This window comes from Streptomyces sp. CNH287, from assembly GCF_000424825.1.
The window spans coordinates 293,472-312,951 of sequence record NZ_AUKQ01000005.1 but is presented as its reverse complement, the minus strand read 5'-3'; the positions used below and the strand labels follow the sequence as shown (position 1 = coordinate 312,951).

20 protein-coding genes are annotated in these 19,480 nt (G+C 73.1%); 6 read left to right on the top strand and 14 right to left on the bottom strand.

What is annotated here, in order from left to right:
- Positions 1-69: 69 nt before the first annotated feature.
- Positions 70-645 carry a PPA1309 family protein gene (locus H299_RS0107755; RefSeq protein WP_027747957.1) on the top strand — a complete coding sequence of 192 codons (576 nt, stop codon included), beginning with the start codon at positions 70-72 and terminating at the stop codon, positions 643-645.
- A gap of 101 nt (positions 646-746) precedes the next feature.
- On the opposite strand, the gene H299_RS0107750 is transcribed toward H299_RS0107755, so the two are convergent.
- The 4 genes from H299_RS0107750 to H299_RS0107735 form a co-directional block, all read right to left on the bottom strand.
- On the bottom strand, positions 747-1,847 hold the full coding sequence (locus tag H299_RS0107750; protein ID WP_027747956.1) for a PDZ domain-containing protein: 1,101 nt from the start codon (positions 1,845-1,847) through the stop codon (positions 747-749).
- A 65-nt stretch (positions 1,848-1,912) separates the two neighbouring features.
- A complete protein-coding gene (locus tag H299_RS39870; protein WP_199782404.1) occupies positions 1,913-2,083 on the bottom strand; it encodes a hypothetical protein in 171 nt (56 codons plus the stop codon).
- A gap of 160 nt (positions 2,084-2,243) precedes the next feature.
- Positions 2,244-2,708, bottom strand: coding sequence for a molybdopterin synthase catalytic subunit (locus H299_RS0107740; RefSeq protein WP_027747955.1), 465 nt, complete (start codon positions 2,706-2,708; stop codon positions 2,244-2,246).
- A gap of 67 nt (positions 2,709-2,775) precedes the next feature.
- Positions 2,776-3,870 carry an SDR family oxidoreductase gene (locus H299_RS0107735; RefSeq protein WP_027747954.1) on the bottom strand — a complete coding sequence of 365 codons (1,095 nt, stop codon included), beginning with the start codon at positions 3,868-3,870 and terminating at the stop codon, positions 2,776-2,778.
- A 132-nt stretch (positions 3,871-4,002) separates the two neighbouring features.
- On the opposite strand from H299_RS0107735, the gene H299_RS32755 reads away from it, so the two are divergent.
- Together H299_RS32755 and H299_RS0107725 are read left to right on the top strand one after the other, a co-directional pair.
- Positions 4,003-5,532, top strand: coding sequence for a zinc-dependent metalloprotease (locus H299_RS32755; RefSeq protein ID WP_037758118.1), 1,530 nt, complete (start codon positions 4,003-4,005; stop codon positions 5,530-5,532).
- Positions 5,529-6,056, top strand: coding sequence for an NUDIX hydrolase (locus H299_RS0107725; RefSeq protein WP_027747953.1), 528 nt, complete (start codon positions 5,529-5,531; stop codon positions 6,054-6,056). Before H299_RS32755 ends, H299_RS0107725 begins: the two co-directional genes overlap by 4 nt.
- Positions 6,057-6,137: 81 nt before the next feature.
- Here the strand turns inward: H299_RS0107725 and H299_RS0107720 are convergent, their stop codons facing one another.
- The 4 genes from H299_RS0107720 to H299_RS0107705 are packed head-to-tail and all read right to left on the bottom strand — an operon-like array spanning position 6,138 to position 9,924.
- Positions 6,138-6,896, bottom strand: a complete 759-nt coding sequence (locus tag H299_RS0107720; protein ID WP_027747952.1) for an AIM24 family protein — start codon at positions 6,894-6,896, stop codon at positions 6,138-6,140.
- A 15-nt stretch (positions 6,897-6,911) separates the two neighbouring features.
- Entirely contained in the window at positions 6,912-7,592 is a 681-nt protein-coding gene (locus H299_RS0107715; protein ID WP_027747951.1) for an AIM24 family protein, read from the bottom strand.
- A 10-nt stretch (positions 7,593-7,602) separates the two neighbouring features.
- Positions 7,603-9,303: a TerD family protein gene (locus tag H299_RS0107710; protein ID WP_027747950.1), complete on the bottom strand. Its 1,701-nt coding sequence runs from the start codon at positions 9,301-9,303 to the stop codon at positions 7,603-7,605.
- 48 nt (positions 9,304-9,351) lie between these two features.
- Positions 9,352-9,924: a M48 metallopeptidase family protein gene (locus tag H299_RS0107705; protein ID WP_027747949.1), complete on the bottom strand. Its 573-nt coding sequence runs from the start codon at positions 9,922-9,924 to the stop codon at positions 9,352-9,354.
- A gap of 174 nt (positions 9,925-10,098) precedes the next feature.
- Between H299_RS0107705 and H299_RS0107700 the strand changes: the two genes are divergently transcribed.
- Both H299_RS0107700 and H299_RS32750 read left to right on the top strand, forming a co-directional pair.
- Positions 10,099-11,220, top strand: a complete 1,122-nt coding sequence (locus H299_RS0107700) for a ThiF family adenylyltransferase (protein WP_027747948.1) — start codon at positions 10,099-10,101, stop codon at positions 11,218-11,220.
- A gap of 95 nt (positions 11,221-11,315) precedes the next feature.
- A complete protein-coding gene (locus tag H299_RS32750) occupies positions 11,316-12,719 on the top strand; it encodes an ABC1 kinase family protein (RefSeq protein ID WP_037758116.1) in 1,404 nt (467 codons plus the stop codon).
- 214 nt (positions 12,720-12,933) lie between these two features.
- Here the strand turns inward: H299_RS32750 and H299_RS40290 are convergent, their stop codons facing one another.
- From H299_RS40290 to H299_RS0107675, 4 genes are all read right to left on the bottom strand, one after another.
- Positions 12,934-13,260 (bottom strand): hypothetical protein, encoded by a 327-nt coding sequence (locus H299_RS40290; RefSeq protein WP_027747947.1) that lies wholly within the window; start codon positions 13,258-13,260, stop codon positions 12,934-12,936.
- Complete coding sequence (locus H299_RS0107685; protein WP_027747946.1) at positions 13,257-13,619, bottom strand: WhiB family transcriptional regulator; 363 nt, start codon at positions 13,617-13,619, stop codon at positions 13,257-13,259. Before H299_RS0107685 ends, H299_RS40290 begins: the two co-directional genes overlap by 4 nt.
- Positions 13,620-13,756: 137 nt before the next feature.
- Positions 13,757-14,044: a hypothetical protein gene (locus H299_RS0107680; protein WP_027747945.1), complete on the bottom strand. Its 288-nt coding sequence runs from the start codon at positions 14,042-14,044 to the stop codon at positions 13,757-13,759.
- A gap of 149 nt (positions 14,045-14,193) precedes the next feature.
- Positions 14,194-16,509, bottom strand: coding sequence for an ATP-dependent DNA helicase UvrD2 (locus H299_RS0107675; RefSeq protein WP_027747944.1), 2,316 nt, complete (start codon positions 16,507-16,509; stop codon positions 14,194-14,196).
- A gap of 155 nt (positions 16,510-16,664) precedes the next feature.
- On the opposite strand from H299_RS0107675, the gene H299_RS0107670 reads away from it, so the two are divergent.
- A complete protein-coding gene (locus tag H299_RS0107670; RefSeq protein ID WP_027747943.1) occupies positions 16,665-16,922 on the top strand; it encodes an NrdH-redoxin in 258 nt (85 codons plus the stop codon).
- An 85-nt stretch (positions 16,923-17,007) separates the two neighbouring features.
- Here H299_RS0107670 and nudC read toward each other — a convergent pair whose 3' ends face one another.
- Both nudC and H299_RS0107660 read right to left on the bottom strand, forming a co-directional pair.
- On the bottom strand, positions 17,008-17,946 hold the full coding sequence (gene nudC, locus H299_RS0107665) for an NAD(+) diphosphatase (protein ID WP_027747942.1): 939 nt from the start codon (positions 17,944-17,946) through the stop codon (positions 17,008-17,010).
- Between the two features lie 128 nt (positions 17,947-18,074).
- Positions 18,075-19,475, bottom strand: a complete 1,401-nt coding sequence (locus tag H299_RS0107660) for a dipeptidase (RefSeq protein WP_027747941.1) — start codon at positions 19,473-19,475, stop codon at positions 18,075-18,077.
- Between the last annotated feature and the right edge of the window lie 5 nt (positions 19,476-19,480).

The window sequence follows — 19,480 nt, the reverse complement described above, 5'->3', positions numbered from 1 at the left end:
CCACTAAGGCAACTTAACGAAGCTTTACTCAGTTCCCGTTTCCGGGGTCTTCGAAGGCACGATATGAGCATGGACAACACCCCCAACGACGGCACACCCCTGGCAGCCGGTCCGCTGACCCGTGCGGTGCTGGAGATCGACGAGTACGCGGCCGGGCTCGGCTGGGACCAGCCCGCCCGGCTGTTCGCCCTGGTGGACACGGCGCAGCTGCGCGCCGAAGAGCCCTCCCTGGCCGGTCAGCTGGCCCCCGGGCCGGGCCCGGGCGCCGACTCCGGCCCGCCCCGGACGTCGTACACGCCGGTGGAACAGGACGCGCTGCCGCCCGGCACGGCGCTGGACGAATTCCTGGGCACCGTCGCCTGGCCCGGCGCGGTCACCGGCTGCGCGCTGACGGTGGAGCGGCTGATGCTGCCCGCCTCGGCCGAGCAGGCGGTGCCCGAAGGGCTGGACGACGCCCAGCTGGCGGCGTGGGTCGCGCGGCACCCGGAGCGGCAGGAGGTGCGGATGACGGTCGCCGTCCTGCGCGACGGCGCGCGGGAGTCGGCGCTGCGGCTGCGCGAGCGGGACGCGGCGACGGACGTGCTCACCGGGGCGGGGCTCGTACCGGGGCTCGCGGACGCGCTGGCGGCGACCTTCGAGGACTGACGGCCCCGGGCCGGAGGTGACGGGGATTCGGGGGCGGGGCCGGTGGGCGGCTCCGCCCGCCGGTCAGCCCGCCGGGCGGCCTCCGGCCGGCGCCAGGCCCGTCAGCTCGCGGAGCAGCGCGGCAGGTCGGCCGTCCTGTCGTCCCGGATCTTCTCCAGCGCGGACATCGCGTCGTGCATCGTGTCCACCTTCACCAGGATCAGCCCGTCCGGCGTGTCGGCGGCGGCGGTGGCGCAGTTGTCCTTCGGGGTCAGGAAGAACTCCGCCCCCTCGTCCCGCGCCGCGACGGTCTTCATCTGGATGCCGCCGATGGCGCCCACCTTGCCGTCGGCCTCTATCGTGCCGGTGCCCGCGACGAACGCGCCGCCGGTGAGGTCCTGCGGAGTGAGCTTGTCGACGATGCCCAGGGCGAACATCAGTCCGGCGCTCGGGCCGCCGACGTCGGCGAGGGTGATGTCGATGGGGAACGGAAGCGTGTGCGCGGTGCCCGGCTCGATGCCCACCACGGCACGGCCGTCGTCCGCCGCCTTCTTGGTCGGGACGGTGACCCGCTCCCCCTTCAGGTCCACCGGGTCCTTCTTCGCCTTCTCCGCGGCGGCGGCCTTCTCGGCCGGCACCACGGTGAAGTCGACCTTCTCCCCCACCTCGTGCTTGGTCACCAGGTCGCCCACGTCCTTCGGCTCGGCGACGCGCTTGCCGTCCACCGCCTGGATGACGTCCCCCGCGTGCAGCTTGCCGTGCGCCGCGCCGCCCTTGGCGACCGTCCGCACCACGACCCGCGTCGAGACCTTCATCTTCAGCTCGCGCAGTGCGGCCACCTTCGCGCTCTCCTGGGAGGCGCTGAACTCCTCGGCGTTCTCCGCCTCGACCTCCTGCGCGGACTTGTCCTCGGGGTAGAGGGTCGAGTGGGGCACGACGGCGTTGTCGTGCGCGAGCCAGCCGTAGACGGCCTCGAAGAGGTTCATCCGGTAGTCGGAGCCGGTGACCCGGACGGTGGTCATGTTCAGATTGCCGGTCGCCTTGTTGTCCGAGACGTCCTTGCCGGGAAAGCTCAGCACCTGCTCACCGTGCGCCTTGCCCAGCGTGTTGTACGTCGGCCCCGGTGACATCGCCCCGTACGGCACGTTGATGAGGACGCCTGCGCAGAACACGGCTATCAGGAGCAGCGTGGACGCAAGCAGAGTCGCGGTACGACGTGGCATGCCGAAACCCTACGGGACAGGGGGGTCGGCGGGCCTGCCGGGCTGGTGCGTCCGGGTCTCGCGGGTCAGCGCGGAAGCCGGGAAGGTGAGCGCTCCATGGCCGCGCGGAAGCGCTCGTACCCGGCGACGCCGTCCGCGTCGGGTGTGGTGGTGCGGCGACGCGCGGCCAAGGCGCCCCAGATGCTCGCCACCAGCCCGGCCGCAACCGGAATGAGCAGCCAGAGGAGTGCGGCCACGGAGACCTCCCGACCCATGAGCGAACGTATCGGCCGAAGAACCAGCCGATGAGCAGATTAACCTGCGCGGACTCCCACGCTGGAGCCGGGCTGCCCGAAACGCAACCGGAACGCGTGTTCTCCCGCGGCGGGGTCGCGGACACCGCCCCGCACGGTGGGGTTACGCCTCCGCGCCGACCCACTCCTGGGCGCCGTCCGTGAACGTCTGGTGCTTCCAGAGGGGGACCTCGTGCTTGAGGTCGTCGATCAGGCGGCGGCAGGCGTCGAACGCCTCCGCCCGGTGCGGGCAGGAGACCGCGACGACGACCGCGAGGTCGCCCACCGACAAGCCGCCCACCCGGTGCACGGCCGCCAGCGCGCGCACCGGAAAGTCGGCGGCCACCTTCTCCGCGACCCGGCGCAGCTCCGCCTCGGCCGTCGGATGCGCGGAGTAGCCCAGCCGCGCGACGTCCGTACCGCCGTCGTGGTCCCGGACCGTGCCGACGAACAGGGCCGTGCCGCCCGCGGCGTCGTCGCCGACGGCGCGGAAGACCTCGTCCAGGGAGAGCGGACTGTCCCTGACCGCCAGCAGCCGGATCGGGTCCGCGGCTCGCCGCTCGCCGGGGTGGTCGTACGTCGGTGCCATGGACTTCATGCTGCCCCACCCGGGCCGGATACGGAACCGCGGCCCCGGGCGCCCCCGCGGCGCACGCTCACAGCCCGCGCCGCTTGCGCGCCCGGCGCACGAGCGCGGCGGTGCCCAGCAGGGCGACGGTCGCACCCGCGGCCCCCGCCGCCGTCGCGTCCTTGCGGCCCAGGCGGCGCCCGGCGAGCGTGTGCCGCCCGGAGACCTCGTCGAGCAGCTCGGCGAGCACCTCCTCGTTCGTCCACACCGGCCGCCAGCCCGCCTCGTGCAGCCTGCTGCCGCTGACCACCCAGGGGTGCATCGTGTACGCGAGGTCCCCGGCCGGCGACGGCGTGAGGCCGAGCCGGTGGAGCCGGGAGGCGGCGCCCAGGGCCACCGCCGAGGGCAGCTCCATGCGGCGCATGCCGGTCAGCTCCTCGATCTCCTCCTGCTCCAGCCAGCCGTCGCAGCCGACCGCCAGCTCACCCTCGGCCTTCTCCAGCGCCGCGTACTCCAGTGCGCTGACCAGGTCCTCCACGTGGCAGAACTGCCAGCAGGGCCGCGATCCGGCGACGACCAGGAGCCGGGGCGACTCGAAGTGCCGGGTCAGCGCGGTGTCCGTGCCGCCGACGACGATGGCGGGGCGCACGACCGTGACGTTCAGGCCGGGGTGCGCGCGGGGCGCCCGCTGCGCGAGGCGCTCGATCTCCAGCAGGTCGCCCACGCCGGTCGCCTCCGCGGTGGCGCGCAGCTCGGCGTCCTCCGCGAGCGGCACGTCGTTGTCCGGCAGGGCGCCGTAGACCATGGCCGAGGTGCACAGCACGACGCGACGCACGCCGGCCGCCGCCGCGGCGGTCAGGACGGTCTGGGTGCCGCGCACGTTGTACGCCGTACGGGCCGCCGGGTCGCTGTCGAGGCCGAGGTCGAGGGCGAGGTGCACCACGACGTCGACGGGGTGGCCGTCGCCGCGCAGCCGGTCGGCGATGGCGGGGTCGCGTACGTCCAGCGTGTGCCACTGCGCCTCGCTCGCCTCCCCGCGCCGCTCATCCATGGCGAGGACCTGCTTGACCTCCGGCGAGGCGGCCAGCCGCTCGGTGAGCAGCGCACCGACCCCGGAGGCAGCGCCGGTCACGGCGATGGTTGGGGTTCGCGCTGCGCGAACGTCGGTCTGGGAGGAACTCACCGGGCGTCTCCAGCGGTTGTTTCTGGTACGAGGTGCGCAGGCTCCATCCTGCCTGACAGGTGTCTAGGCTGGAGGCACAGCCCACCAGAACGCACTAATCGACCGTCCGACGAGACAGAGCCGAGGAAACCCGTGAGTGACATCCCATTCGGATTCGGCGTACCTCCCGAGGAGCCGGAGGACGGTGACGAGGCCAGGAAGAAGCAGGGCGGCCAGGGGGGCTCGGGCGGCCAGGGCGGCTCCAGCGGCCAGGGCGGCTCCGGCGGCGGAATGCCCGGCCCGTTCGGTTTCGGTGCGGGCGGCGCCGGGGAGAACCCGCTGGCCGCGATGTTCGGCTCGCTCGGCGGCCCCGGCGGCGGCTTCGATCCGAACGACCTGGGGGCCGCCTTCCAGCGGCTGGGCCAGATGATGTCGTACGAGGGCGGCCCGGTGAACTGGGACATGGCCAAGGACATCGCCCGGCAGACCGTCGCCCAGGGCGGCCAGCCCGGCGCGGCGGGCGCCTCCGAGCGCGCCGCCTCGCCGGACACCAGCGTGAGCGCGGGCGAGCGGAGCGCCGTCGAGGAGGCCGTGCGGCTGGCGGACCTGTGGCTCGACGGCGTGACCACGCTGCCCTCCGGTTCGGCCTCCGCGGTCGCCTGGAGCCGTGCGGAGTGGGTCGAGGCCACGCTGCCGGTCTGGAAGGACCTGGTCGACCCGGTGGCGGAGCGCGTCGGCGCGGCCATGGGCGACGTGCTGCCCGAGGAGATGCAGGCCATGGCGGGCCCGCTGCTCGGGATGATGCGCTCGATGGGCGGCGCGATGTTCGGCACCCAGATCGGGCAGGCGCTGGGTGTGCTGGCCGGTGAAGTGGTCGGTTCGACGGACGTGGGCCTGCCGCTGGGGCCGGCCGGCAAGGCCGCGCTGCTGCCGCGCAACATCGAGACGTTCGGCGAGGGGCTGGGCGTGCCCAAGGACGAGGTGCGGCTCTACCTGGCCCTGCGGGAGGCCGCCCACCAGCGGCTCTTCGCCCATGTGCCGTGGCTGCGCTCGCACCTCTTCGGCGCGGTCGAGGGCTACGCCCGGGGGATCAAGGTCGACACCAGCAAGCTGGAGGACGTCGTCGGCCAGCTCGACCCGCAGCACCCGGAGGAGTTGCAGGCCGCGCTCCAGCAGGGCATGTTCCAGCCCGAGGACACGCCGGAGCAGAAGGCGGCCCTTGCCCGGCTGGAGACGGCGCTCGCGCTCGTCGAAGGCTGGGTGGACGCGGTCGTGCACAACGCGGCGGAGCCGCATCTGCCCTCCGCGGGCGCGCTGCGCGAGACGCTGCGGCGGCGCCGGGCGTCCGGCGGGCCGGCCGAGCAGACCTTCGCGACGCTGATCGGCCTGGAGCTGCGCCCCCGGCGGCTGCGGGACGCCGCCCGGCTGTGGGCCTCGCTGGCGGACGCGCGGGGCGCGGACGGCCGGGACGGCCTGTGGGCGCACCCGGACATGCTGCCGACGGCGGCGGACCTGGACGACCCGGACGGCTTCGTGCACCGCGAGCAGCTGGACTTCTCCGAGCTGGACAAGATGCTGGGCGACGCCGCCGAGCGCCGTCCGGACGCCGAGGGCGAGGGCGGCGCCGAGGACGGCCGGGAGACCGGCGGCGGGACCGGCGGCGAGGGTGGCCCGCGGAAATGACCCTGCACGCGGAGGCCTCGCTCGCCCTCAAGGAATGGCCGGCCCCGGATGACGCGCAGGAGCGGCTCCGGCTGGCCTATCTCGCCCAGCTGGACAGCCATCCGGACGCCATGAGCCGGTCCTGCCGGGAGGGTCACCTCACGGCGAGTGCGCTGATCGTGGACCCGGTCGGCGGCCGGGTGCTGCTCACGCTGCACCGCAAGCTGCGGATGTGGCTCCAGACGGGCGGCCACTGCGAGCCGGGCGACCGTACGCCGGCGGGCGCCGCGCTGCGCGAGGCGACCGAGGAGTCGGGCGTTCCGGGGCTGTCCCTGCTGCCTGGCGGCCCCGTCCGGCTGGACCGTCATCTGACGCCGTGCGCCTGGCATCTGGACGTGCAGTACGCGGCGCTGGCGCCGGAGGGCGCGGTGCCGGCGCTCAGCGCGGAGTCGCTGGACCTGCGCTGGTACGCGTACGACGAGGTGGCGTCGGTGGCCGACGAGTCGGTCGTGCGGCTGATGGACCGCACCCGCGCCCTCCTCTGAGCGAGAGGGGCGCGGGCGCGGCCGGGGAGGAGCACGCAGCGGGGGTGGAGCGGGCGGCTTGGCCCTGTCCGGGCGACGGATCTAGTTCGTCCAGGCGTTGCCCTGGTTCGCGCCGCGCGAGCCCTGCTGGCCCATGCCGAACTGCGCGGCCACCCCGCTGCCGATCACGGCGTTCTGCGGCGGCAGCAGCTCACTGGGCTGTACGAGCGCGAAGCCCTCGCCCAGGAAGCTCAGCTCCCAGCCCTCGCCCGTGTTTCCCCGGCGCCGCCAGACGCCCGAGGAGCTGGTCTGCGCCTGCATCTGGACCCGCAGGGAGCTGGACCAGGCGACGATGGCGTCCGAGTCGGCGTTGGTGTAGCCGTCAGGGCTGACCTGGAGCGTCAGCGGCTCACCCGAGGTCATCAGGGCGACCTTGCCCTGCCCGGTGATGTTGAGCTGGTACTTGCCGGTGCCGGAGATGCCGTACTGGCTGTCCACGGAGACGACCTCCCAGTGCAGCTGGGAGTCGAGGGCGAGGACGTAGCTGCCGTCCACCGTAAGCCCCTCGCGGTCGACGTCCACGATGTGCACGTGCTGCGCGAGGTTGGCGAAGTAGACGGTGCCCTGGCCCGAGCAGCGCATCAGGTCGAGACCCTCGCCGCCGTTGGAGCGGTTGCGGCGGCGGCCCCGCGGCTGGTATTCGGGGTCGAACTCCAGCAGCCCCTGGTAGGCGACCATGCTGCCCTGGCGGGCGAGCACGTCCTTGTCGCCGTTGAGGGAGACGCGCAGCAGCCGTTGGTTCTGGAGGCAGTAGCGGTCGCCGGACTGGTTCTCGGTGTAGCCGAAAAGCGTACTCTGCATCGGTTTCTCCTCCCTTCAGCCCCGGACCCGCAGGCGGTCCGCGCTGTCCTCGCTGGGCTGTACGACCACGAATCCCTGACCGGAGAAGCCCAGCTGGTACGCCTCACCGCTGCCGCGGCCGACCATCGCGGACGCCTTGAAGCTGCGCTTCCCCTTCACCTTCAGATGCGTCGACCAGGCCACCAGGGCGTCCGGGTCCACACAGGTCTCGTCCGCGCCGCGACCGCAGTCGACGACGACGGGCATGCCGCGGGTGGTCACCGCCACCCAGCCGGTGCCCGAGAGGCTCACGTTGAACAGCCCCTGGCCCGCGAACTTCGCGATGCCCTTGATCCGCTCGACGCCCCAGCGCAGATGGGCGTCGAAGGCCAGGATGTTGGTGCCGTTGACCGAGAGGTTGTCCTCGTTGAGGTTGAGCACGACGACGTCCGCGCCGTAGTCGGCGAGGTAGAGCAGCCCGTCGCCGTGGCAGCGCATGACGGGGGCGCCCTCGCCGGTCAGCCACTGGGCGGCCATCTGGCGCACGGCGGGCGGGTTGGGCTCGTACTGCACGAAGCCCTCGTAGGCAACCATCGAGCCCGTACGCGCGTACAGGTCGTGGCCCGACTGCATGACGACCTTCAGCATGTTGGTGCCGTGGTTCTCCATGCGGGCCGTCGGCGGGGTCGGGGCGAAGCCCGCAAGTTGCTGGTTCATGACGGACTCCTCAGACCTCGTAGGGCTGGACGACGATGAAGTTCCCCGGCGCGCCGCGGAACTGGAGGTTCACGCCCTCCCCGGTGTGCCCCGGATACGCCTGGCGGCGCAGCCGCACCTGGCTGGAGATGATCACCTGGGCGGCGGACGACCACGCCACCACGGCCTGCGCGTCGGCGAAGGTGGTCGGCGTGACCGGCAGGACGACCGGGGCACCGTGGGTCTTGACGACGATGGTGCCGGTGCCCTGGAACTGCATCGTGAACAGCGCCCCGCCGGGGATGCCATGCCCCTCGATCCGGCGCACCTCGTACTGGAGCGACTCGTCGAAGGCGAGGACGTTCTCGGCGGAGACGCAGATGCCGTCACCCTGCAACTCGACGGGGTGCAGTTGGGCGGCCTCCTCGGCGAAGAACACCTGGCCCTTGCCGCTGCACCGCATCAGCTGCATCTCCTGGCCGGTGGCGCTCCCGGCGATGCGGGCCGCGAATCCGGCGCTCTTGTGGGAGAAGTCCACCTTGCCCTGGTAGAGCACCATGCTGCCCTGGCGGGCGAGGACGGGCTGGCCGTCGATGCCGAGGTCGACCCGGACCAGCTGGCTGTTCTGCGGCGTCCAGCGGCCCCCCGTCGGCGCCTCGCGGTACGCGTCGAAGGTGACCGCCATGCCCGCTGCGGGCCCCTGCGGGATCTGCGGCAGCTGGGGAGCGGCGGTCTGGGCGAAGGGGTTGGTCAGGGCCTGGCCGGGCGCGCCGGGCGGGGCCTGCGGACCGCCGGGGGGCGGTACGGCCTGGCCGGGGACCTGGCCGAACGGGGGCTGCGGGGGTGCCTGCGCGGCGGGCGCCTGGCCGAACGGGGGCTGGCCGGGCGGTTGCGCCTGCCCAGGCGCCGGGTAGCCGGGCGGGGGCTGGGGCGGGCCGGGCTGCTGCGGGGCGGCGGGTGGCGTCGCCAGCGGGGCGGCAAGGGTGGGGGCCGCGTGCGGCGCGGGGGCCTGGGGCGCCTGGGGGGCTTGCGGCACCTGCGGGGCCTGGGGCGCAGGAGCCTGTGGGGCCCCGAAGGAGGGCGCGGGCGGCGGCTGCTGCGGGGCGGCGGCCGGAGCGGCGCCGCCGGGCGGCGGTGCGAAGCCCGGCGCCGCGCCCTGCGGCGCCCCGAAGCCCGGTGCGGGCGCCGCGGGTGCGGGCTCCTCCTCGGCGACCTCGCCGCCGAAGTGGCGCAGCAGCGCGTCCAGGCCGCCGTCGAACCCCTGGCCGACGGCCGCGAAGCGCCAGACGTCCTTGAGGTAGAAGTCTCCGAGCATCACCGCGCGCTCGGTGGTGAACTCACTGCCGTCGAAGGCGTATCGCACGACCTCCTCACCGCCGGCGACTATGCGGATATAGCCGGGAGCGGCCTGGGACATCTGCCCCGCGCCGTCGAGCGTGGCGGTGAAGGACAGCTTCTGGATGTTCGCCGGAATGCGGTCGAGAGTGACCCGGAAGGACTCCGTGTCGCCCGCCTGGGCGCCGAGCTGCTGAATGGACTCCTCGGGCGACTTCGGCTGGTTGAAGAAGATGAAATAGCGCTCGTCCGAGAGCTGTTCCGCACCGTCGAGGCCGAAGCAGCTGATGTCGAAGCTCAGGCCGGGGCCCGAGATCTGCACGCCGACGTACAGATCCGTCCCCGCTGTCAGGTCACTGATCTTGGCCTTGTGGCCGCGTTGGAATTCCCTGGCCATACGTAACGACCGTCCCCCATCCGATTGCCATGAGTGCGTCGCGCCAGGCTAACCGGTACCCGGGAGAGTTCCGTCGTCGCGGGCGGCGGGAAGATGCGGAAGCCGGTCCGCCGCGGATACCCCTTCGAGGAATCCGCGCGCCCGCTCGGTACGTGGATAACCCTCCAGCAGCCGCCAGAATCGCGGGCCGTGCCCCGGAACCAGCAGGTGGGCGAGTTCATGCAACAGGACGTAGTCGATCACGTACTCCGGCATCCCCTGCAAGCGGTGGGAGAGGCGGATACTCCCCTCGGCGGGCGTGCAGGAACCCCAGCGCGTGTGCTGGTTGGTGACCCAGCGCACCGTCAGAGGACGGGCCCGGCCGCCGAGGTACTGCCGGGACAACTCCCCGGCGCGGACCACCAGCTCGCCGTCACCCAGCAGCCGCCTGCCCTCCTGGGCCGCCAGCTTGTCCAGCATGACGCCGATCCAGCGTTCCTCCTCCGCGTCGGACATGCGCGCGGGAATCATGACAACCGTACGGTCGCCCTCGCGGTAGGCGGAGACCGTGCGGCGGCGGCGTGCGCTGCGGCGCACTTCCACGGCGCTCCGGCTGGCGCTGCTGCGCGGGTCGGCGGGCACTCTCCGACGTTACCCGTTCGCCTTGGCGGAAGTCCTGCCTCCGGGCGGTCCGGCGCCGGCCCGGGGAAATTCACCTCCGAAACCGGCAGACGGGACGGCCGTTTCATGCGACTATCATCCGCTACCTGTGGACAAGTCGGTGCACGCCCTGGCGGGAGGCCGCAAGCTGTCCGCATGCATCCGATGATCAAGCCCGCGCTGCGGCGCGGCTGGCGCGACCGGCACACGGTGCAGTACGGCGTGGCACCCGCACACGCGGTGCTGCTGGGACCGGTCGACGAGGCGACGGCCAGCTTCCTCGACCTGATGGACGGCACCCGGAGCATGGAGCGGCTCCGCACGGCGGCCGGTTCGCTCGGGCTCGGCCCGGAGGCGGCCGATCTGCTGACGGAGCGGCTGTCCCGAGCGGGGGTGCTGGACGACGCCACGGCGGAGCGGGCGGCGTCGGCGGCCATCGGCGACCGGCTGCGGGCGGATCTCGCCTCGCTGACGACGGTGCATCCCGAACCGGGCGCCGGACCGCGGCGCCTCTCGGCCAGACGGTCGGCCCGCGTCCAGGTGCGCGGCGCCGGCCGGGTCGGGGCGACGGTCGCGGCGACGCTCTCGGCCGCGGGCGTGGGCCAGGTGGACGTCCAGGACGGCGGCGCGGTCGAGCCGTGGGACGCGCTGCCCGGGGGCATCCCCGCGCAGCGCACGGGAGAGCGCCGTGGCGTCGCGGCCCGCCGAGTGGTGAACGCCGCGAAGCCCTGGCGGCTCGGCGCCGTACGGCCCGGCGGCCAGGCCCGGGACGGACTGAGCCTGGTCGTCATCGCGCCCAGGGACGGCCTTGAGGCCTACGCGCCCGAGCCGGCCGCCGCCGAGCGGTTCCTGCGGGCGGGCACCCCGCATCTGTACGGCGGGGTGATCGAGGGCACCGGCGTGGTCGGACCACTGGTGCTGCCCGGCGTCACGGCGTGCGCGGGCTGCCTGCTGCGCACCCGCACCGAGCGCGAGCCGAGTTGGCCGCTGATGGTGGGGCAGTGGCGGGCGGCGGCGCGCAGACGCTCGGGGGTGCCCGCGTGTGACGCGGCGCTCGCGGGGATGGTCGCCGGAGCCCTCGCCTCCTACGCGCTGAGCTTCCTGGACGGGGACGGCGGGTGCGGCGCCGGGTACCGGATGCGGCTCGTCCTGCCGTATCTGCTGGCCGACACGGAGCAGATCACTCCGCACCGGGAATGTCCCTGCGGTGCCGATTCGACCACAACCGCACGCCCCCTCTCGGCCCCCGCGTCCGAAGAGGCCACAATGGCCTCGTAGCGGGCACACCCCCGGCGCGCCCGGCTCACGGGGCGCGGGGGCGCTGCGGTCCGGTTGTGCTTTTCGCTTGTGCTGTAAGGGAGTTGGAGGGGCGTATGTCTGATCTTCCCCGCAAAGCGGTCACTCGCACGGCCAAGCTGGCGGCGCTGCCGCTGGGCTTCGCGGGGCGTGCCACCTGGGGCCTTGGCAAGCGCATCGGCGGCTACTCCGCCGAGCTGGTCGGCCAGGAGGTGCAGCAGCGTACGGCCGAGCAGTTGTTCAAGGTGCTCGGTGAGCTGAAGGGCGGTGCCATGAAGCTCGGGCAGGCGCTGTCCGTCTTCGAGTCGGCGCTGCCGGAGGAGATCGCCGGTCCCTACCGCGCGACGCTGACCAAGCTCCAGGAGGCGGCTCCGCCGATGCCCGCGAGCACGGTGCACTCCGTGCTGGAGCAGCGGCTCGGCGAGAGCTGGCGCGAGCTGTTCCTGGAGTTCGAGGACACCCCCGCGGCGGCGGCATCCATCGGCCAGGTCCACCGGGGGGTGTGGCACGACGGCCGGGACGTGGCGGTCAAGGTGCAGTATCCGGGCGCGGGCGACGCGCTCGTCTCCGACCTGACCCAGCTGGGCCGCTTCGCCCGGCTGCTGGGCCCGCTGGTCCCGGGCATGGACATCAAGCCGCTGATCACCGAGATGCGCGACCGGGTGACCGAGGAGCTGGACTACGAGCTGGAGGCCTCGGCCCAGCGCGTGTGCGCACAGGAGTTCGCGGACGATCCGGCCGTGTTCGTCCCCGGTGTCGTGCACCAGGGCGATCAGGTGCTGGTGACCGAGTGGATGGGGGGCGTGCCCCTCGCGAAGGTCATCGCGGAGGGCAGCCCGGAGGAGCGCGACCGCGCGGGGCAGCTGCTGGCGCACTTCCTCTTCTCCGGTGCCGCCCGGACGGGGCTGCTGCACGCGGACCCGCACCCGGGCAACTTCCGGCTCCTGACCGAGCATCCCCACGGGTGGGGCAAGGGTGAGTGCCCGCCGGAGCGGTGGCGGCTGGGCGTGATGGACTTCGGCACCGTGGACCGGCTGCCGGACGGACTGCCGCCGACCATCGGCGTCGCGATGCGCATGGCACTCGACGGCGACGCCGAGGGCGTCTATCAGCTGCTGTGCGACGACGGGTTCGTCAAGGAGTCGATAGAGCTGGACCCGGACGCGGTACTGGAGTACCTGGTGCCGATCATCGAGCCCGCGAGGGCGGAGAGCTTCGCCTTCAGCCGGTCCTGGATGCGGGAGCAGGCGGCCAGGATCGCTGATCCGCGCTCCCCCGCACACCAGTTGGGCAAGCAGCTCAACCTGCCGCCGTCGTACCTGCTGATCCACCGGGTGACGTTGAGCACGATCGGGGTGCTCTGCCAGCTCGGTGCCACCGTCCGGATGCGGGAGGAGCTGGAGGAGTGGGTCCCCGGTTTCGCGGCGTCACCACCAGACCTGGTCGATCCGTCCCTCGATGGCTCGGATGTGGGTGCGTGAGCAGGCTTCGCAGAGGTAGCGCCGCTGGCCGTTCTCCCTGGAGAGGGCCCAGGTGACCGGAGTTCCCTCGGCGACCACGCCGCAGGAGGAACACCGTGTCTCGCCGGATTCGTTCTCGTCCATCCTCCCGAAGATAACCCCGGACACGCGAAGGAACCGGGGCGCAACGCCCCGGTTCCTTCCTCGGTCATCAGTACTGACAGGCCCTGGTGCCTTACTGCATGACCGCCATGGCGATCGCGCGGCGGGCACGCAGGGAGGCGCGCTCGGCGCGGCGCTGCAAGCGGCGGGCTGCCACCACTCGCAGCGCCCTGCGTTCTGACTCGGCCTCGTGGAGGCGTGAGTCCATATGCGCACGGGCCAGTGATTCTGGCATGAGTTGCATTTCTCGATTCCTGTTCTGTCTCTGGACGCCCTCGTCGGCTTGACGTCGGGCGTAGGCGCGTGAGGCTCTCGTCCTCATCGCCGGGTCGTACTTCGGGGACTGTCGCGACCGCGGGTCTCTCGCGGCCGGACGGCTGATCGTGCCCATGGCGGTCATGCCGCGACCGGGTTCTTGCGGGGACGCCCGCGCGGACGCTTGCGCGGTACGACGACGCCCTGGACGAACAGTTCGCCGCCCCAGACGCCCCAGGGCTCGCGCCGGTCCTTGGCACCGGCGAGGCACGCCTCACGCAGCGGGCAGGTCTGGCACAGCGACTTGGCGTACTCGACGTCGGCCGGAGCCTCGGCGAAGAAGACCTCCGGGTCGTACGAGCGGCAGGGTACGGCCACGCCGAGACGCTCGATGGCGTCGTCGAGGGCGGTAAGGGTGCTGAGCGGGGCGGTCAAAGTGTCCTCCGTGGAACCGGGCGGGATCAGGTCGGTGGTCGGTGACGGGGCGTGCGTCTCGATCTGCACTGTCGGTGCTTCCTCGTCTGTCGTCATCTGTTGTCTGGTCGGCCCGGCTGGTGGCCGGGCGGCTGGGGCAAACAGAAGGGCCGCGAAACCCTGTGTGGGTTCCGCGGCCCTGGAAGGTGCCGACCTGATCTTGCCGATCAGGCTGGATCTCTCCAGGGGTCGTGGCCACGGAAGGCCCACATCAGGTGCTGCTGCGTCTTCTGGCTTCCTTCGCCGGCACCGTTGGCCGCAAATGCAGAGGCATAGGCGCCTGCCTGTGCCGCTACCGCCGCGGGTGCCTTGATCGGTCGCTCATCGCCGACGAGCCGCTCATTGCCGCCGAGCAGGACGCCGGACACACCGGTGCTGCGGAGACGGAGGGAGGGCAGGCAGGAGGCGATCACCGAGTGACCGGCCAGTTTGGTGCTCTTCATGAGGTCAATCACAGGACTCGCCTCCTTTCGGCGTCTAGAGGGACCGGCCGAGGCCGGACCCGAAGATGTTCAGGGTTCAGTACAGCATGGAAAGTCTGGAGCGAGAAGCCCCGCCCTCTCCACGTCTGGAAGGCTATGAGGCCGCGTGCCACCCGCGCAAACTATTTTCCTGTCTCTTCTGTAACAGCCTCTGTGACAGCTTCCGCGGCAGCCTGCGCGGCCGGGTCTGCGGCGGGCTCCGCGGCCGAGTCCTCGGCGGGCTCCCCGGGCAGCTCCTCGTCCGCGCAGAGGGCCAGCACCGCAGGTCCGAAGCGGTCCAGCTTGCGGGCGCCCACGCCGGAGATCCGGGACAGCTCGGCCTCGTTCCCGGGCACCGCCTCGGCGATGGCCATCAGCGTCTTGTCCGTGAAGACGCAGTAGGCGGGCTGCCCCAGCTCCCGGGCCTCGCCCGAGCGCCACTCCCGCAGCCGCTCGAACAGCTCCTCGTCCAAGTCCGAGGGGCAGCCCTCGCAGCGCATCAGCTTGATCTCCCCCGCGTCGGTCAGCGTGCGCCCGCACACCCGGCAGCGCACCGGGCCGCGCCGCTTGCGACCCCGGCCGCCACCGCCCCGCTCGACGCCTCCGGCACCCCCCGCCGTACGGGCGCCGGGCGCCGCCGAGCCGGGCCGCAGCCCGTCCAGGAAGCGACTGGGGCGCCGCCCGGCCCGGCCGCCCGGCGCCCGGGAGAGCGCCCACGACAGCCCGAGGTGGAGCCGGGCCCGGGTCACCCCCACGTACAGCAGCCGCCGCTCCTCCTCGACCTGCTCGTCCGTCTTGGCGTATGTGATCGGCATCATGCCTTCGGTCAGGCCGACCAGGAACACGGCGTCCCACTCCAGCCCCTTGGCCGAGTGGAGCGAGGCGAGCGTGACGCCCTCGACCGTCGGCGCGTGCTGGGCGTTGGCCCGCTCGTCCAGCTCCGCGACGAGGTCGGCGAGCGTGGCCTGCGGGTGGGCGCGGCGGAAGTCCTCCGAGAGCCGCACCAGCGCCGCCAGCGACTCCCAGCGGTCCCGGACCGCGCCCGATCCGGCGGGCGGCTCCGTCGTCCAGCCGCGGGAGGTCAGCACGGCCCGCACCTGGGAGGGCAGGTCCACCGCGTCGTCCAGCAGCGCGTCGTTCCCCCCGGCGCGGGCGGCGCCGCGCAGCGCGACCCCGGCCTCGCGCACCTCGGCGCGCTCGAAGAAGCGCTCCGCGCCGCGCAGTTGGTAGGGGACCCCGGCGTCGGCCAGTGCCTGCTCGTAGACCTCGGACTGCGCGTTGATGCGGAAGAGCACGGCGATCCCGCTGGCGGGCACCCCGGCGTCCAGGAGGGCGCGGATGCGCTTGGCGGTGCCCTCGGCCTCGGCCGGCTCGTCCGGGTACTCGACGTAGGCCGGGTCGGGGCCCGGCTCCCGCTGGGAGACCAGCTCCAGCCGGTGCTCGGCGGCACGGCCGCGCGCCTGGCCGAGCAGCCCGTTGGCCAGGTGCACGACCTGGGGCGTGGAGCGGTAGTCCCGGACGAGCTTGACCACCGTCGCCCCGGGGTGGCGGGCGCGGAAGTCGAGCAGGTGGTCCGGGGTGGCGCCGGTGAAGGAGTAGATCGTCTGGCTGGCGTCGCCGACGACGCACAGGCTGTCGCGGTCGCCCAGCCACAGCTCCAGGAGCCGCTGCTGCAGGGGGCTGACGTCCTGGTACTCGTCCACGACGAAGTGCTGGTACTGGCCGCGCACCGTCTCCGCGATGTCCGGGCGGTCCTGGAGCACGCCGACCGCGAGCAGCAGCACGTCCTCGAAGTCGATCACCGAGCGGTCCCGCTTGAGCTGCTCGTACAGCGCGTAGATCCGGGCCGTCTCGGCCGGGTCGCGCGGGGCGTCGCGGCCCGACTTGGCCAGCGCCGCCGGATAGTCCTCGGGCACCGCCTGAGTGACCTTGGACCACTCGATCTCGCTCGTCACATCCCGCAGTTCGTTGCGGTCCAGCCGGATGCGGCAGCGGGCGGCGGCCTCGGCCACCAGCTGAATCTTGCGCTCCAGCAGCTGCGGCAGCTCACCGCCCACCGCGCGCGGCCAGAAGTACTGGAGCTGGCGCAGCGCGGCGGAGTGGAACGTCCGCGCCTGGACGCCGGTGGCGCCCAGCTGGCGCAGCCGCCCGCGCATCTCGCCCGCGGCGCGGTTGGTGAAGGTGACCGCCAGCACGCTCGCGGGCGGGAGTATCCCGGCCCGCACGCCGTAGGCGATCCGGTGCGTGATGGCGCGGGTCTTGCCCGTGCCCGCGCCCGCCAGGACGCACACCGGCCCGCTCAGCGCCGTGGCGACCTCGCGCTGCTCCGGATCGAGCCCCTCCAGCACGGCGTCGGCGTCGCCGGGCGGCACCACGTAGTCGGCGCGGGCCGGGTCGCGCGGGGCTCCGGGCGGCTGCGGTGCGGGCGGGAAGAGGGTGCTGTCCGTTGCTCCTGTCACGCCTCCATGCTGTCAGGTCCGCCGGGAGGGCCGGGACGGTTGTCCACAGCCGGAGCGGATTGTTCGTACGGGCCGGCCGCGCGGGAATGGTCGGGGAAGGCCGCGCGTTGCCCCTGGGCAACCCCCCGACGAGGCACGAAGGAGCGCGAGTACCCATGCCGGGAACCGTGACGATGTACAGCACCACCTGGTGCGGCTACTGCCGTCGGCTCAAGGGCCAGATGGACCGCGAGGGCATCACCTACACCGAGGTCAACATCGAGCACGACCCGGAGTCGGCGGCGTTCGTGGAGAAGGCGAACGGCGGCAACCAGACGGTGCCGACACTTCAGGTGATCCCGAAGGCGGGCGGCGAGTCCGTCGTCATGACCAACCCGAGTCTGGCCCAGGTCAAGCAGGCGCTCGGCGCCTGACGCCGCCGCCGGCGGCCCGGGCCCGGCCCTCGAGCCCCCGTCCGGGCGCACGGGGCGGGCGCGGGGCCCGGGCCGCCGGCGCGGCTCACTCCGGGCGGGGCAGCGGCTTGCCGTACCACAGCTCGACGAGCCGGGCCGCGATCGATATGCCCGTCAGCGGCAGCACCTCGCCGGACTCGATCGCCTGCCGCAGCTCCTCGCGGGAGAACCAGCGCGCCTCCTCGATCTCGTCCCCGTCCACCCGCACCTCGGGAGAGGTGGCCCGGGCCATGAAGCCCAGCATGAGGCTGGACGGGAAGGGCCACGGCTGGCTGGCGATGTACTCCACCTCGCCGACCGCCACCCCCGCCTCCTCCGCGACCTCGCGGATCACGGCGCGCTCGATCGACTCCCCCGGCTCCACGAATCCGGCCAGCGTGGAAAAACGCCCCTCCGGCCAGTGCACCTGGCGCCCCAGCAGCGCGCGGTCCTCCTCGTCGATCACCAGCATGATCACGGCGGGGTCGGTACGCGGGTAGTGCTCGGCGCCGCACGCCTGACAGCGCCGAATGTGCCCGGCCGCCGCGATGACCGTGCGGTCGCCGCAGCGCGAGCAGAAGCGGTGCAGGCGCTGCCAGTTCTCCAGGGCGACGGCGTGCACGAGCAGTTCGGAGTCGCGTTCGGACAGGAGCACGCCCGCCTCGCGCAGTCCGGCGGGACGCGCGGCCTCGTCCATCCGGCCGGGCAGCGAGTCCTTCTGGAGCGCGAAGTAGCGCACGCCGTCGGCGTCCCGGCCGAGGAAGTAGCGGTGCGCCTCGGTGATGGGGGCGTCGAAGGACGGCATGGTCACCAGCTCGGTGCGGCCGTCCTCGGTGTCCTCGACGAGCGCCTGCCCCCCGGAGACGACGAAGACCCGCGTCGTGGGGTGGCTCCACGCCGCCGCCAGCCACGCCTCGTCCAGCCGGTGGTGGGCGCTGCGGTCGATGCCGCCGGTGCCGGACAGCGTGATCGGCCGGGCGTCGGTGCGGTCGGTCCAGGTGGTCACGGCTTCCGGGTTCCCCTCGTCATCGGTGCGTACGCGGTCCTTCGGTGGTCGGGCGTCCGGCTCGGCGCGGCGTCCCGCTCAAGGTGGCGTGCCTCCCGGCGCAGTGCCCCGCTCGGGTGGCCTCCCGCTCAGGGCGCGCTCCAGTGTGCCGCCAGGTCCTCCCAGAGGTAGGCGGCTGCCTCCGCGCCCTTCAGCAGCAGGTCGAGCTCGACCTTCTCGTTCGGTGCGTGCCAGCCGTCCGAGGGGATCGAGATGCCCAGGAAGAGCACCGGCGCACCGAGCACGTCCTGGAGGTCCGCGGCCGGGCCCGAGCCGCCCTCGCGGGTGAGCAGAATCCGTTCGCCGAAGGCGCGGCCCATCGCCCGCAGGACGGACCGGAGCGCGGGGTGGTCCAGCGGGGTCAGGCAGGGGCGGGTGGCGCTCGAGAAGGTGATCTCGTGCCGGATGCCCGCGGGCAGCAGCCGCGCGACCCACTCCCGCAGGGCCTGCTGGATCTTGTCCGCCTCCTGTCCGGCGACGGTGCGGAAGGAGAGCTTGAGCTGCGCGCGGGAGGGGACGACGGTCTTGCCGCCCGGCCCCTGGTACCCGCCGCCGATGCCGTTGACCTCTGCGGTGGGGCGGGCCCAGATCCGCTCCAGGGTGGAGTAGCCCGACTCGCCGAGCGCCGCCCGCGAGTGGGCCGTACGCAGCCACCGCTCCTCGTCGAAGGGCAGTTCGGCGAAGAGCGCCCGCTCGGCCTCCGACAGCTCCACGGCACCGTCGTAGAAGCCGGGCACCGCCACGCGGCGGTCCTCGTCGTGCAGGGCGGCGGCCAGCCGCGCGGCCTCGGTGGCCGGGTTGGGCACGGCGCCGCCGAAGGAGCCGGAGTGGATGTCCTGCTCCGGGCCGTGCAGCTCGATCTGGCACTCGACCAGGCCGCGCATGCCGGTGCAGACCGTCGGGGTGTCCGCGGCCCACATGCCGGTGTCCGAGACGATCACCGCATCGCAGGCCAGGCGGTCGGCGCGGGCCCTCAGCAGCTCGGTGAAGTGCTCCGAGCCGGACTCCTCCTCGCCCTCGACCAGCAGCTTGAGGTGGACGGCGGGCGCGGCGCGGCCGGTCGCGGCGAGGTGGGCGCGCACGCCCAGGGTGTGGAAGAACACCTGGCCCTTGTCGTCCGCCGCACCCCGCGCGTACAGCCGCCCCGCACGCCGTACGGGCTCGAAGGGCTCGGTCTGCCAGCCGTCCTCGCGGGCGGCGGGCTGGACGTCGTGATGGCCGTAGACCAGGACGGTCGGCGCGTGCGGGTCCTCGGACGGCCACTCGGCGAAGACGGCGGGGTGGCCGGGGGTCTCCCACACCTCGACGGTGGGGAACCCGGTGCCGCGCAGCGCCCCGGCCAGCCAGTCGGCACTGCGGCGCACGTCCCCGGCGCGGGCGGGGTCCACGGAGACGGAGGGGATGCGCAGCCATTCTGCGAGGTCGTCGAGGAAGGCCTCGCGCGAGCCGTCGAGGAAGGTGCGGACGGCGCTGTCCGGGGTGGTGCTCATGCCCC